The organism is Loigolactobacillus backii, assembly GCF_001663675.1.
Taxonomy (GTDB): domain Bacteria; phylum Bacillota; class Bacilli; order Lactobacillales; family Lactobacillaceae; genus Loigolactobacillus; species Loigolactobacillus backii.
The window spans coordinates 2526401-2541550 of record NZ_CP014873.1; the positions used below are offsets into that span (position 1 = coordinate 2526401).

General features: G+C 40.8%; 11 protein-coding genes. All 11 read right to left on the reverse strand.

Annotated elements, in window-relative coordinates; all coding sequences use genetic code 11:
• Positions 1 to 4: 4 nt before the first annotated feature.
• Positions 5 to 1567 (reverse strand): ribonuclease Y, encoded by a 1563-nt coding sequence (gene rny / locus AYR53_RS11480; RefSeq protein ID WP_068225329.1) that lies wholly within the window; start codon positions 1565 to 1567, stop codon positions 5 to 7.
• Between the two features lie 299 nt (positions 1568 to 1866).
• A complete protein-coding gene (gene recA / locus AYR53_RS11485; protein WP_068225330.1) occupies positions 1867 to 3036 on the reverse strand; it encodes a recombinase RecA in 1170 nt (389 codons plus the stop codon).
• A gap of 104 nt (positions 3037 to 3140) precedes the next feature.
• Positions 3141 to 4388, reverse strand: a complete 1248-nt coding sequence (locus tag AYR53_RS11490; protein ID WP_068225331.1) for a competence/damage-inducible protein A — start codon at positions 4386 to 4388, stop codon at positions 3141 to 3143.
• A 329-nt stretch (positions 4389 to 4717) separates the two neighbouring features.
• Positions 4718 to 5305, reverse strand: a complete 588-nt coding sequence (gene pgsA / locus AYR53_RS11495) for a CDP-diacylglycerol--glycerol-3-phosphate 3-phosphatidyltransferase (RefSeq protein WP_068225332.1) — start codon at positions 5303 to 5305, stop codon at positions 4718 to 4720.
• Positions 5306 to 5473: 168 nt separating this feature from the next.
• A complete protein-coding gene (locus AYR53_RS11500; RefSeq protein ID WP_068225333.1) occupies positions 5474 to 6478 on the reverse strand; it encodes a helix-turn-helix domain-containing protein in 1005 nt (334 codons plus the stop codon).
• 85 nt (positions 6479 to 6563) lie between these two features.
• Complete coding sequence (ymfI, locus tag AYR53_RS11505) at positions 6564 to 7292, reverse strand: elongation factor P 5-aminopentanone reductase (protein WP_068225334.1); 729 nt, start codon at positions 7290 to 7292, stop codon at positions 6564 to 6566.
• 3 nt (positions 7293 to 7295) lie between these two features.
• Entirely contained in the window at positions 7296 to 8594 is a 1299-nt protein-coding gene (yfmH, locus tag AYR53_RS11510) for an EF-P 5-aminopentanol modification-associated protein YfmH (RefSeq protein WP_068225335.1), read from the reverse strand.
• A complete protein-coding gene (gene yfmF, locus AYR53_RS11515; protein WP_068225336.1) occupies positions 8594 to 9865 on the reverse strand; it encodes an EF-P 5-aminopentanol modification-associated protein YfmF in 1272 nt (423 codons plus the stop codon). The genes yfmH and yfmF overlap by 1 nt, the downstream gene beginning before the upstream one ends.
• Before the next feature lie 81 nt (positions 9866 to 9946).
• A complete protein-coding gene (locus AYR53_RS11520; protein WP_404802787.1) occupies positions 9947 to 12307 on the reverse strand; it encodes a DNA translocase FtsK in 2361 nt (786 codons plus the stop codon).
• Positions 12308 to 12657: 350 nt separating this feature from the next.
• Positions 12658 to 13059, reverse strand: a complete 402-nt coding sequence (locus tag AYR53_RS11525; protein WP_068225338.1) for a DUF1149 family protein — start codon at positions 13057 to 13059, stop codon at positions 12658 to 12660.
• 17 nt (positions 13060 to 13076) lie between these two features.
• Complete coding sequence (locus AYR53_RS11530; RefSeq protein ID WP_068225339.1) at positions 13077 to 15140, reverse strand: DNA topoisomerase 3; 2064 nt, start codon at positions 15138 to 15140, stop codon at positions 13077 to 13079.
• Positions 15141 to 15150 lie beyond the last annotated feature (10 nt).

Genomic DNA, 15150 nt, shown 5'->3' on the forward strand with positions numbered 1-15150 from the left:
AACCCTACTTAGCATATTCAATTGTTCTTGTTTCGCGAATTACAGTTACTTTAATATGCCCAGGATAATCCAATTCAGTTTCAATTTGTTTACGAATATCACGAGCTAATACAACAGCGTCTAAATCACTAATTTCGTCTGGCTTAACCATAACTCGAACTTCACGTCCAGCCTGAATCGCGTAACTATTCTTAACGCCATCAAAACTATTTGTAATTGCCTCTAATTTTTCAAGGCGATGGATGTAATTTTCTAACGATTCAGAACGAGCGCCTGGTCGGGCGGCCGAAATAGCATCACCTGCTGCAACTAAAACAGCAATAACAGATGTTGGTTCAACGTCCCCATGATGGGAAGCAATCGCATTAACGACGACCTCATTTTCATGGTATTTACGAGCAATCTCAACACCAATTTCAACGTGTGATCCTTCAACTTCATGGTCTAAAGCTTTACCAATATCGTGTAATAATCCTGCGCGTTTCGCTAATGTAACATCCTCGCCTAGTTCTGCAGCAAGTGCTCCAACTAACTTGGCAACTTCAATCGAATGATCCAATACATTCTGACCGTAACTAGTCCGGAAGTGGAGTCGACCCAAGATCTTAATTAAATCTGGGTGCATACTGTGAATTCCAATATCAAAAATGGCTTTTTCACCAATCTGACGAATTCGTTCATCCATTTCTTTACGTGACTTTTCAACCATCTCTTCAATTCGAGCTGGATGAATCCGACCATCCTGAATTAACTTTTCAAGTGCCATTCTAGCAATCTCGCGCCGAACAGGATCGAAGCCACTTAAAACAACGGCTTCTGGAGTGTCATCAATAATAAGGTCAATACCAGTCAGGGTTTCTAACGTTCGAATGTTGCGCCCTTCACGACCGATAATGCGCCCTTTCATATCATCATTAGGTAAATTAACAACTGAAACAGTTGTCTCCGAAACAGAATCTGCAGCACTGCGCTGAATAGCATAAGCGATTAAACTCTTAGCCTTACGATCTGCTTCTTCCTTTGCCTTATCTTCACTTTCCTTAATCATAACTGCTCGTTCATCAGATAAATCTGACTTCATTTGATCCATTAATATCTTACGAGCATCATCCTTAGAAAGTGCAGCCACCCGTTCCAACTCTGTCTGTTGCTTCTCGATTAACGAGGATACTTCCTTTTGCTTTTCATCAATGAGTTGTTGTCGCGCACTGATTTTATTCTCCTTATCTTCAAGAGAACGTTCTTTCTTATCAAGCGTATCATCCTTGCGGTCAATAGTTTCTTCTCGTTGAATTAAACGATTTTCTTGCTTGGTGACGTCAGCACGTCGCTCCTTTAACTCATTTTCAACCTCGGCCCGATAGCGATGATTTTCATCTTTTGCTTCTAAAAGAGCTTCTTTTTTCTTTGTTTTAGCTTCTTTTTTGGCATCAGCGATGATGCTATCAGCAGTTGTACGTGCAGCATCTAATTGTTTTTCAAGAAACTGCTTACGTAGAACGTATCCTAAGATTAAACCGACAACTAACATGATGACTGCGAGGATTATCGCGATAGATAGACTCATATCTTCACCTCCGCATCATCAAAAACGATTATTGCTAACCGTATATAAATTTTAAGATGTTTATTATTTGATTATTTACACAACCTTTATTTTATAGTTGAATTACTGTCATGTCAACTTTATTAAAACTTAGTAACATTATTACAAAATAAAAAGGCTAGGATTTTTATCCCCGCCTCTTACTATTTCTGAGCGCTACTCTAGAACGTGCGCCAAAAGTCTGGATTCGCGTGTCTAACTAAGCTATGCAGTAAACCCCAAAACCGACTTTTGTCTCATTTTTCTTCCTGATCTTACCTTTAGATATCTAATTGACTAGGATCTTTTGTATCTGACGTTTTTGCATTTATTTTGGCCTTAACACTTGCATCTGTTTTGGCCTCCGACTTTGCATTAGCACTTGATTCTACCTTATTTTTTGCTTTTGTTGCTTTTGTTGCTTTAGCATCCGCCTTTGTTTCCGTAGGTGTCTCACTTGCTTCAGCAATTCCGTAAGCTTCACGAACTTTTTGCTTGATTTCGGCCATAACTTCGGGATGATCGCTTAAATAATGCTTAGCATTTTCACGTCCTTGACCAATTCGATCCTCACCATAAGAGTACCAAGATCCACTTTTATCGACAATATCTTTTTCAACCGCCATATCAACTAATTCACCAGTTTGGGAAATACCTTCACCATACATAATGTCGACTAGCGCAACCTTAAATGGTGGTGCAACCTTGTTTTTAACAACCTTAATCTTAACTCGATTACCGATTATGTCAGTACCATTCTTAATTTGCTCCGCCCGTCGAACTTCCAGCCGAATGGTCGAATAAAACTTCAAAGCACGGCCACCAGGAGTTGTTTCGGGATTACCAAACATAATACCAACTTTTTCCCGAATCTGATTAATAAAAATGGCAATCGTTTTTGTCTTATTAATTGTGCCCGAAAGCTTACGCAGTGCTTGCGACATTAGACGTGCTTGCAAGCCCACGTGCGCATCGCCCATCTCACCCTCAATTTCAGCTCGTGGTACTAAGGCGGCTACAGAATCCACTACAACAAGATCAATCGCACCACTGGAAACCAGTGCGTCCGCAATCTCTAAACCTTGTTCACCGGTATCCGGTTGGGAAAGTAATAGATCATCAATATTAACCCCTAAATTTGCAGCATACTTAGGATCCATTGCATTTTCAGCATCAATGTACGCCGCAGTTCCCCCACGTTTCTGAACTTCAGCAACTGCGTGTAACGCTACGGTTGTCTTACCTGAACTTTCAGGGCCGTAAACCTCAACAATTCTGCCCCGTGGATAACCACCAACACCTAAAGCTTCATCCAATGCCAGTGAACCAGACGGAATTGTCGAGATCTGCGTATCCGCCTTTTCCCCTAAACGCATAATTGAACCCTTACCAAAATTCTTTTCGATTTTTTTTAATGCAGCATCTAAAGCCGCCTTACGTTCATCAGCCAAGCGATATCCTCCTTGTTAAAAGTGAATTATTCACCAATTTCATTAACAATGATACAGAACTAAATTCAAAAAAGCAAGAATAAAGTGAACAAGTGTTCTCACTTTTATTTATCAGCTTGCAACTTATGCAGCAATAAATCAAAACCAGTTAAAACACTTTGTTGCCGAACCAAGTTACGTGTTCTCGAAAAATGAAATAAGTGTGCTTCCGGAGCCTGATCACGATACGCAATGCCAATATAAACGGTTCCGGCTGGTTGTCCTTCTAGCTCGTCAGGTCCAGCCACCCCAGTAAAAGAAATACCAATATCAGTTTGTAATGCGGCCTTAGCTTGCCGGGCCATTGCGATCGCCGTTTCTTCGCTCACAACGCCGAATTTCTTTAAATCAGCCGTAGGAATATTGAGTAAATGTGCTTTTTCGGCCAAAGAATAGGTTACAAAGCCACCATTAAAAATGGTCGATGCACCAGCAATACTGCCAATTTCACTTTGGAACATGCCGGCAGTTAAACTTTCGGCGGCAGTTATCGACAACTGGCGCTGCTTTAATAAGTTTACTACGACGGCCGGCAAAGAATTATGCTCGCCGTAACCATAGAAATAATTACCAACCTGAGCCTTAATTGAAATTTCAATTTGATCTAGCATTTGATTGGCAAGTTGTTCCTGCTTTGCTTCGGCGGTAATTCGCAAAGTTACTTCGTTGATTTTCGCGTAGGGGGCAATGGTTGGGTTGGTCTGGTGATCAATTAAATCGGCCAAACGTGTAACTAATTCCGACTCACCAATCCCGTGAAATCGTAAAACGCGCGAAACCAAAACATTATTCTGTGCGTAAAGTTTTACTAGTACAGGCCGGGCAGATTGTTCAAACATTGCAATTAGCTCACTTGGCGGTCCAGGCAACAACATATAAGTATGCTTAGTTGCTTGGTAAAGTGCACCAACGGCCATACCGACGGGATTATCCAATGGCTGACTATGTTCAGGTAGCATTGCCTGAATTCGATTATTTTCCGTCATCAGGCGCTGCGATCGTATAAAATACTGATTAATTACACCCATTGCCGCATCATTAATAACTAGTTTTTCGTTTACATGCTTCGCTAAAGTTTGTTTTGTTAAATCATCTTTAGTTGGTCCTAGTCCACCAGTTAAAATAATTAAATCACTTCGCGTATCCGCAAGTTGAATTGCCTGTTCCAAACGATCTGCATTATCACCAACAACGCTCTGATAGTAAACATCAATCCCTAAATCGGCCAATTGTCGAGCAATAAAGGGTGTCGTTGTGTTCGTAATCTCACCTAAAAGTATTTCCGTTCCAACTGCAATAATTTCTGCACGCATATTTTATCCTCCACACTTAATAACCTCTGCAAAAAATGACTGATTATTTTTGCCCCGAAAATGTTTAAAAACTTTATTAGTATTTTCCTGACTAATTTGGTGTAAACGTGGTTGAAAAAGCAGGTTCCTGCGCACTTTTTCAAACACTTCCCCAGGCCAATTATTCTAAAATTAATTATCGAAAAAGCTCAGAAGTCCGTTGCACAATTATAAGTAAAATAAAAGAACAAACGCCCAGTTCTAAAATTATTAGCCCTAACTGAAGCACGACACCTTAGTCTAAATTAATTTTAAAATCTAATTTCGTTTGTTCTATATTCAGTTCTTTCCTAATGAAATGAATCCGCAAAAATGTGACGACTTTCGTAAAAATACTGGATGCCTGAATAGATTGTAAAGAATAGGCAAATATAAAGTAAAGTCAACGCCATTGGAAAGTGAATATTATTAAAGAAAACATTATTTAGAAATAAAAAGATAATGGCCAGCATTTGGGTCGTTGTTTTTATTTTCCCGGGCATTTCTGCCGCAAGGACAACATGTTCATTGCTCTCGGCCAGAAGCAAGCGTAACCCAGTCACCGCTAACTCGCGACAAACAATAATTGAAACGACCCAGGAAGGTACCTTCCCCATGCCCACGAGAATAATAAAGGCCGTCATAACTAACATTTTATCGGCCAACGGATCAGCAAATTTACCAAAATTTGTGACTAAATGGCGACCCCGAGCAATACGACCATCGATTAAATCGGTCAAGGACGCAACTATAAAAATCAAGGTACCAATAACCTGGGTCCATGGAATTGAAGTACCAGCAATAGCCACGCTACCGATGCTCCAAGGAACAAGGACAACAAGTATAAAAATAGGAATTAAAAGAATTCGAATAACAGTTAAACGGTTTGGTAAATTCATGAGGATTCCTCCTTAATTTAAAATCGGTTCTACCCCGTAATAGACTTTCTTAATGCTCAAAACAATATTTTTATTTAGTGACCAAGAAAAAAGAGCGGCCAAAGGTTTCTTTTAAAATCAATTATAGGTATTTCACTTATAATTTGCCTTTGCCCACTCACTTAACAATTAACGTGTTGTCGCAGCGGGTGTACTAGTTGTATTTTGTTGTGCTACTGAGCTACTCTGTGTACTCGTGCTTTGGCTGGCAGTTGAACTACTTGTCGCCGCCGAACTAGCAGTAGAACTACTACTAGCATTTGCTGCATTTTGAATGTTAATCGTAATTTTCTTAACAATTCCGCCAACATTCTTTGGGTCAAGGTTAACGGCCTTATCATTTAACTTAGCCTTAGTATTTGTTGCATTCCCGGTTTGAATAACAAAGGAAGTCGTTCCTGCCGGTAAATCGATCGTCTGTTCAGCCGATTTCAACGTTCCTTGCCAAACCGTCTTACCACCAGCAGTGACTGAAGACCATGCCTGCTTAGAATCATCCGCATAGAGTGCCAGTTTGTTTGTTGTTGGTGCATTGGTATAGTTAAAGGTTGCCGTTGTTGTCGTATTCGTCAAATTTTCAAGCTTTGGTGTAGTCGCTTTAGTTTGCTTCTTAGTTGCCTTTTTAGCCTGACTTTGACTGGATCCATTTGAACTCGACTGCTTCTTCGAGCTAGATTGGACTGAAACTGAAACGGAAGAACTATCAATAACAGCCTTACTTTGCTGCCGGTTACCACGAGTAAAGGCAAAAACAACGCCTAAAATAATAATTACAACGACAACAACAATAATCGTTGGCAAATAACGTTGTAATTGGCCAAGCACCTGATTAGATGGGCGGCTAGCCGTTCGCGTATCCGGCTTACCTGCTGCCGGAGTTGTTTCTTCCTGCGGTCGCACCTGCGGAATAGTATCATTAAATTCAGTTAATAACTCTTCACTATCAAGCCCAACGGTATCTGCGTATTGCTTAACAAACGCCCGTACGTAAAAATCACCAGGCAACTGATCAAAGTGCCCTTCCTCAATTGCGATCAAATAACGCTTTTGGATTTTAGTGATCTGTTGTAAATCATCCAGGGTATAACCCTTTTCAACACGTGCATCACGTAATTTCTGTCCGATTTCACTCATTGCTTATTTTCACCTACAGCCCTTTTCACAAAAATTCAATTCTAGTATAGCATAACCTAAAAGCCCGTTTCATTAAGAATTTCTTTTATTTACGCCAACCACCACTCACGTAAATCGTTTGACCAGTTAAATAACCAGCAGCTGGATCTAATAATGCCGCGACCCAATAAGCAATTTCATCTGGCCGCGCTAAACGACTGGCCGGAATTTCCATTTTTAGATTTTCTTTTGCTGCCGTTGAAAACTGTTGATTCATTTGGGTATCGACAGCCCCAGGTGCAATGACATTAACCGTAATTCCTAAGGAAGCAACTTCTTTAGCGTACGCATTGGCAAAGGCCGATTGTGCCCCTTTAACTGTACTATAGCCAACTTCCATTGCACTGCCACTGCCCCCGTAGACCGAACCTACAAAAACAATTCGTCCGCACTGATTCTTAGCTAGTTTAGGTGCCAATCGTTGGCATAATAACATCGGTAACTTGATGTGCATTTCCCACAACTGTTCAATTTGTTGACTAGTCGTCTCGGAAAATAAACCATACGTTGTTATCCCTGCCGCAAAAATCACTGCATCAACCTGAAATAGTCGTTCAGTTAACTCGTCCAAATGCGCTTCCACGGTTAAATCGTACTGCAAGACGAAAAAGTCCTGTTTCGGATAGGTCTGCTGTAATTCCGCCTGTAACTGTGAAATTCGCTGCTCACTATGAAAATAGTGTAAATATAGTGACCAGCCAGCTTTAGCTAATCGCCTTGCCACTACCGTACCGATATCCCCTGAGGCGCCAATGATTAATGCTGATTGATGCATCTTTTAACCTTCTTTGGGTTCAATATGGAACACACTAATTGCCGCTTGACGAATAAAGCTCTCGGCAACCTGCTTAACGTCAGTTAAAGTAATCTGCTCAATAATTTGGACAAGATCAAATAATGTCGCATCCCCAAAATGATCACCTGAATATTCATTAGCAATAAATTCTAGGCTATTAAATGATTGCAGTAAGCGGCCTAACGCTTCTTTTTTAACCAGTTCTAACCGATCAGCAGTTAATTCCGGACTTGCTGCAGCGTGATCTAAAATAGCAATGATTGCATCTGACAATTCCTGTGGGTTATCCGTATCACCGCTCAAAGCCGCGAAATGAAAAGTACGCTCAACGTTAAGTTCATAACCAAACGTATCGTCAATAACGCCCTTATCATAAAGCCGCAGGTAATTAGCGGAAGAATCCCCGAATAACAAATCAAACAATAAATTTAAAGTTGTTCGGTAAACGAGGCCGCTACGATCTTGTTTAACTTGATCTAGGCCTTTGATTCCAACAACACTCTTGCCCCGGTTAACCGGCATTTCAATCACTCGGTAAGGAATAATATCACTACCATCAACTGCCTCAGTTGGAAATTGGCGTTGAATTGGTGCGGCCGGTGCAAAAGTTTTAGTCTCCTGGTTTGCAGTTATCCATTTTAAGGTTTCATTTGCATCAATGTTCCCCACAACGAACAGGTTCATGTTACTAGGATGGTAGAACGTTTGGTAAGCAAGGTATAAATCATCTGCGGTAATTTTAGCGATGGATTCCACTGTACCAGCAATATCAATTCTTACGGGATGTTTAGGGTAGAGATTTTGGACAATGCCAAAGAACAAACGCCAATTCGGATCATCATCGTACATTTCAATTTCTTGCCCAATAATGCCTTTTTCTTTAGCAACCGTTTTTGGAGTAAAGTAAGGGTCCTGCACAAAATCCAATAAGGTCGTTAAATTCTCCTGAACATGGTTTGTCGCCGAAAAAAGGTAGCTAGTTCGTGTAAAACTAGTAAATGCATTCGAACTAGCGCCATAACGACCAAATACTTCAAATACGTCGCCGTCTTTTTTATCAAACATTTTATGTTCTAGGAAATGCGCAATTCCATCTGGTACCGTCGTTAATTCTTGTTGCCCCAACGGCACAAATTTACTATCAATTGAACCGTAATTAGTGGTAAATACAGCGTAAGTTTTGTGGAAGCCAGCTTTAGGTAAAAGCGCCACCTTTAAGCCATTAGCCAAAGTATCCGTATAGAGTGTTTCATCAAGATTTTTATAGTGCTTAACCTGCATTAGGCCTGTCCTCCTTCACCATTTAGAAAATAAATGGCCTGTAACTTAATCTGCTTAGCCAACGCTTGAATCTGTTGTTTCGTAACTGCCATAATTTGCTGCTGGAAATCAGCAATAGCTATTTTGGATGTAGGTACCAGCGTTTGAATTAACTGTTGATTTGTTAAGTACCCTGTACTATCTAATCCAGAAATATACTGATTAATAATCATTGCCTTAGTTTTAGCGATTAGATCATCACTGAAATCCCCTGCCTGAACGGAAGCAAGCTGTTTGGCCACAATGTCTAGTACCTGAGTCTTATTTTTTGAATCAATTCCAGTTTGCACAGTAATTATCCCGCGGAAGGCATCGTAGGAGCTAGAAGCATAGTAGGCCAAACTAGCCTTTTCACGAACATTGGTAAATAGTAAGGCTAACGGTGAACCGCCAAAAATACCATTAGTAACCAACATTGGTAAATAATTCGGCTCATAATAATAGGTCGGAACTTGGTAGGCCAAATTTAGTTTTCCTTGTACTACTGCCTGTGTTTGGGTTTCTTCCTGAATTTGCTCAAAAGTCGGTTGGTGATAAAAAAGTGGTGTTGTTGGTACTTGACGCGCCGCAAAAGAAAAGTCAGCAAGCGCTTCCTGAACAGCGGACTCATCAACATCACCCAAAACATTAATTAAGATTTGATCCTCACGTAACATTTTTTGGTAATACTGGTAAAGTTCATCCGGTTGAATCTGATCTAAAACAGATTGACTACCAAAACTGGGAACGCGCTGGTTTTCATCATTTTTAAAATAGAGGGCTTGCAATTTTAAACTAGCATAAGCCTGCTTATTATCGTAAACTGACGCCAAATAGGCAGTCATATTTTCCTTTTCCCGCTGAAAAGTGGTCGCCTCAAAGGCGTTATCAACAATGTTAGGTCGATATAAAACTGACTTTAAGAACTCAAGTCCTTCGGCTAGCAAACCAGTTTGCACTGGTAAAAACTTATCATTAGTTAACGTTAAAGTAACGGTAAAGAAATGGGCGTTTCCGCGCTTGTTCACTGAAATGCCAAAATTTGCACCGTACATCGCCGATAACTTGGCTGCTAAATCAGTCTGGGTTGGGTAGTCGGCACTATTAGTTTCTAGTAAACTAGCCAATAATGAACGCTTTGTGATTGTCTTATTGTCTAAAGGTGCCAAAAAAGTCAGCACAATTCTAATTGTTTTGAACTGCTTTGATGGTATAACGTTTAAAGTAACACCATCTGTCAAGGTTTGTATCAAAGAAAATCCTCCTATTTTTAAACCGCCTAATTTTTAAGGATACTATAATCATACGAGATTACCAAAAATCATGCAATCCTCTTATTCTTTTGCCGCATCATCTTGATCGCGAATGTAAACCTTTCGCGGCTTACTGCCCTCTGAAGGACCGACGATTCCGCGCTGTTCCATTTCGTCAATCATTCGTGCGGCACGATTGTAGCCAATTCTAAACCGTCGTTGCAACATTGAAATGCTCGCAGTCTGCAACTTAGCAACTAATTGAACGGCATCGGGAAATAGCTCATCGTCGGGATTATCTAGTTCTTCTTTAGTTTCATCATCCGGCAACATATTATCATCATATTCGGCCGTTTGTTGTTCCTTAATAAAGTTAACAACTGCCTCAACGTCCTTAGCAGCAATAAACGCTCCTTGAACACGAATTGGCTTATTCTGGTCGATTGGTAAGTATAACATATCCCCCCGCCCTAATAATTTTTCAGCCCCGGTACTATCAATAATTGTTCGTGAATCAACGCCTGAAGAAACTGCAAAAGCCATCCGACTAGGCACATTGGCCTTAATTAACCCAGTAATAACATCGACTGAGGGCCGTTGCGTTGCTAAGATCATATGAATCCCAGCGGCACGCCCCATCTGCGCCAATCGTACAATGGCGTCTTCAACTTCATTTGACGCCACCATCATAAGGTCCGCTAATTCATCAACAATTGAAACGATATACGGCATTGTTGGTTGCTTTTCATCAGCCGTTTGATTTTGCTGTTGAACACCCTGATTGTATTCCGTAATATTACGTTTCCCGAACTGAGCAAATAATTCATAGCGTCGTTCCATCTCGGCGACAACTTTGTGTAGCGCTTGGGCCGCTTTTTTGGCATCAGTAACGACTGGTGTAATTAGGTGCGGTACCCCATTATAAATGGATAATTCAACCTTTTTAGGATCAATCATCATTAGCTTAACTTCATCCGGTTTGGCCGCCATCAAAATTGCCGTAATAATATCGTTAATCATCACTGACTTACCACTACCGGTGGCCCCGGCGATTAATAAATGCGGCATTTTAGTGATATCAATCATAATTACGTTACCAGAAATATCACGCCCAACTGGTACTATTAGTGGCTTTCCTGGATGTTTCGGTTGCGACTCAATCACATCCCGAAAAGAAACCGTTGAGATCTGGCGATTTGGAACCTCAATTCCAATTAAGGACTTACCAGGAATTGGCGCCTCAATTCGAACATCCTTTGCCGCAAGTGCTAGTGCCAAATCATCCGTTAAACTAACAATTTTGCTAACCTTAACGCCAATAGCTGGCTTTATTTCATACTTAGTAACTGCTGGTCCCAAATTAACATTTTTCACTTCAACATCGATCCCAAAACTATCAAAAGTTTGTTTCAGCTTAACACTATTTTTTTTAATTGCTTGGTACTCATCACTTTGATCAGTTGGTGGAATTGCCTGTAATAAATCAGGACTAGGAAGGACGTAATTGCTGGCCGTCATCGTTGGCTGAACCAATGTTTGTGCCGGTGTCTCTTCTTTTGTAGCCGTGGTTTTTGCTAACGAAATCGGATCAACCGTTGCCTGTTGTTGCTGGCTCTGCTGTGTGGCAACATTAATCGTTGGTGCGGCGTCTGCGGCCTTTTGTGCAACTGGCTTTGGTAAATCTTTGTCCGCTGTAATTGGCGCCTTTTTCATAACTGCTGGCTTTTCAGACTTTTTTTGTGGTGATCGCAGCGTTGTTGACCAACTAGGAATAATTTTTCCAATTGTCTGAATAAGTGTTTGCAGCCCACTAATTAACCACTGAACACAATGTTTAATACCACTCACCAAGCCGGTCAACAACTTGGTTATTGCCTGAAATGGAATATCCAGCATCAGCATCACCCCGGCTAGCAAACCTAGTCCGGCTATGATATAAGTACCAAATTGAGCAACTAAAAAGTAGCTCAGGCTATAAAGGGCGGCTCCGGTCATTCCACCGCCAAGCGTAACTGTTACACTGCCCTTTTGAAAATCAGCCATTAAAAATCGCCAAGCGACACTCCAAAAATGACTGTGGAGATTCAATTGAATAAACCATTGTGCCTCTAGTAACAGTAACAAACTAAGGTAGGCCAAACTAAGCCCTGCCAATCGTTTCTTGGGCAATACTGGTCCCCGCCCGCTTACTAATAGAAATAGGCCATAAATGGCCAGTAATGCGGCTAAAAACTGAAAAGTGTCGCCGCCTAAAAAACGAAAACAATTGGCAAATAAGTTCCCAATAAAACCCCATTTAAAAATTGCAAAAATACTAACTAGAATAAAGAAAACACCGATCCCATTTACGGAACGGGTTGTTTTTTTAGCTTTTCTTTTTCGTGTGGCTGTACTTTGGCGTTTACGTGTTGTTCGTTTACGTCGTGGTTTTTTAGTTGCCACAAAAACACCTACTTTCAAGACTTCTCCACTCATTATACACAAACTTTTGTTTGCACCGGAAGAAAACTTAACGTTATTTAATTAAAGAGCGTGGGCAAGACCGATTATATTGGTATTCAGTAAAAAAGCGCAAAACAAAGTTAATCCGGGACCTAAATCACGTGGCTAGTCGCCCTAATTTTAACAAACTAGGGGCGTGTTTGAAAAAGCTGGAACTACTCTTTCAAGTACGCCGCGGCAAAATTGGTCAGCAACGAACTAGCAAAAGTAATTTTCAAACACGGCCTAAGTAACGTGGTCAAGCCGATCTTTGTTTTGCGCTTTATTTGAATTAATCGTACTTCAAGTAATTACTGCTTATCAGAATCAGCATCGTTAGGTTGGAAATCCAGTTGAACACCATGATCAATGGCGACAATCGTTATCTGATAAGTTAGTGTTTCAATATATTCTACCAGTGGTCGGGATAATTTTTGCATTTCTTCGGCCGGAATATCACTGGGCTCACCATTAAAATCCAATAGCTGAACAATTCGCCGAATTAAACCACTAACTTGAAAGCCATCCAGAGTTACTGTAAATGGAACTGAAAACTGAAAAATCTTTCCTGCAGCCATCTTTCCCCCGGCACCATCCCCGGTTGCTTCAACTTCCGTTAATGAAACTTGAACATCAGTTGTGGGCTTAGCGTCAGAAGCAACACGGTCATAATGGAAATGTTCAACAATAATTGGTTCTGCCTTAGTTTTCATACTGGGCTTCCTCCCTGCTATTTTCGGGTCATTGCAGCTTTCAGCGCTTGCGCTAACGGACTTTCCTGTGGTTCATCATCAGCATTAACTTTTTTTAATAATTGTGTTTCTTCATGTTTGCTCATCTTTTTATGTTTTTTAATGTCGGTTACCTTTTGGGTCAAATTACAATTAGTACACTTAAAGTAATCCCCCTTCTCACCGGTCAGTAAAATCATCTTTTTATGACATTGTGGGCAACGATGATTAGTCACCTTAGGATCACGACGACGATAATAATCACAATTCTGATTACTACAAACCAATAATACACCATTACGGGTTTGCTTTTCACGTAAATGGGCTCCACATTTAGGACATACCTTGGCCGTTAAATTAAAGTCCTTATAGTCGGCAGAACTGTTTTTAACTTCTTTAACCAAATCCACCGTTGCGTCACGAATTTGCGTTACAAATTTCTGTTGTGATAACTGTCCTGCGGCAATTTGCTCTAATTCAGTTTCCCACTGTGCCGTTAATTTAGGCGACGTTAGGCTGGGATTAACTAATTTAAGCAACTGATTACCCTTTGGCGTCACCTTTACGTGCCGCCCAGTTCGTTCCATCAAGCCGGTGGAAATTATCTTTTCAATAATTTCGGCTCGTGTTGCCGGCGTTCCCAAACCATCTTTTTCCATTTGAACCAATAACGTTGCTTCACTGAGCGGTTTTGGTGCTTGTGTTAATTGCTTATTTAACGTCAGTTTACCGGCCATTACCGTCCCTTTGTTGAATTTCGTAATATTCTGTGAAGTTAACTCAACTTGCTTAAAACCAGCAACCGTCACTTGCGTCACTTTGAGGACAAAAGTTGTTGTTTTTAGTCGTAAAGAATATTGTTGTTGTGCTTCTTGATAGTCAGGCAAAAACAAGCCAATGAAACGCTCCACGATTAAATTATAAATTTTCTGTTCATCATTGGAAAAACGCTCGGCCTGAGGCATCTGTTCAGTGGGAATCAAGCCATAATGATCGCCGACCTTAGCATCATTAAAAACTTGTTGTTGCAATACTGGTGCCTTTTTGGCCGCCAATTTTTTGGCCTGTGGTTCATAACGACTAATTGCAATTAAACGTTCCTGCATCGTATTCTTTAAATCACTGGTTAAATATTTAGAATCGGTCCGCGGATACGTCACCACTTTATATTGCTCATAAAGCATCTGTAACAAATTAAGTGTCTTCTTTGCTGAAAATTGGTAACGCTGATTGGCGTCTTTTTGTAATTCAGTTAAATCATAAGGTAGTGGCGCCTTTTGCCGCTTGTTCTTCGCCTTAATCTCCGTCACTACCGCCGTTTCATCCTGTAATTCAAGCTGGAGGGCCTGAGCTTTTTCTAAAGTCAGGCGCGGATTGCCCTGCATTTGTGCATCACCATGTTTGGTCACAAAGCTTAAAGTGTAGTACGTTTGTGGCTTAAATTGATTGATTAGCGCCTCTTGCTTCGCTACTAGCCCTAAAGTGGGCGTTTGAACCCGGCCGGCTGATAGATTATCGTTGTATTTTACCGTTAACGCTCGGGTAACATTCAATCCAATTAACCAATCGGCCGTCGCGCGTGCCTTAGCCGCAGAATACAAGTTATCGTAATCCTTAGCCGGACGTAAATGTGCAAATCCATCCTTAATTGCCTTATCCGTTTGCGACGAAATCCACAAACGTTTAACTGGTTTATTAAAACGAATATACTCTAAAATCCAACGAGCAACTAACTCACCTTCACGACCAGCATCAGTTGCAATAACTGCTTCTTTAATATCTGACCGCTTGCCTAGCGTTTGAATGGCCTTTAATTGTGCGCGTGTTTTAGGTAACGGCTTAGTTTCCATTTGTTTTGGTAACAGCGGTAAGGTATCAAAGGTCCAAGTTTGCCATTCCTTTTTGTAGTCTTCCGGCATTTTTAGCGTCATCAAATGACCTAACGCCCAAGTCACAATGTAATCCTTACCTTCATAGTAATGACGGTTCTTTTGATCTGCTTTTAAAACTTTTGCCAGTGATTCGGCAACACTCGGTTTTTCCGCAACAACTAAAGTTTTCAAAAAAGGTCTC

Bases quoted from the DNA above. Each gene is read 5' to 3' on its own strand.
- pgsA (WP_068225332.1), bottom strand. From the start codon at position 5,305: ATGAATTTACCAAACCGTTTAACTGTTATTCGAATTCTTTTAATTCCT.
- AYR53_RS11525 (WP_068225338.1), bottom strand. From the start codon at position 13,059: ATGAAAACTAAGGCAGAACCAATTATTGTTGAACATTTCCATTATGAC.
- rny (WP_068225329.1), bottom strand. From the start codon at position 1,567: ATGAGTCTATCTATCGCGATAATCCTCGCAGTCATCATGTTAGTTGTC.
- ymfI (WP_068225334.1), bottom strand. From the start codon at position 7,292: ATGCATCAATCAGCATTAATCATTGGCGCCTCAGGGGATATCGGTACG.
- AYR53_RS11490 (WP_068225331.1), bottom strand. From the start codon at position 4,388: ATGCGTGCAGAAATTATTGCAGTTGGAACGGAAATACTTTTAGGTGAG.
- AYR53_RS11500 (WP_068225333.1), bottom strand. From the start codon at position 6,478: ATGAGTGAAATCGGACAGAAATTACGTGATGCACGTGTTGAAAAGGGT.
- yfmH (WP_068225335.1), bottom strand. From the start codon at position 8,594: ATGCAGGTTAAGCACTATAAAAATCTTGATGAAACACTCTATACGGAT.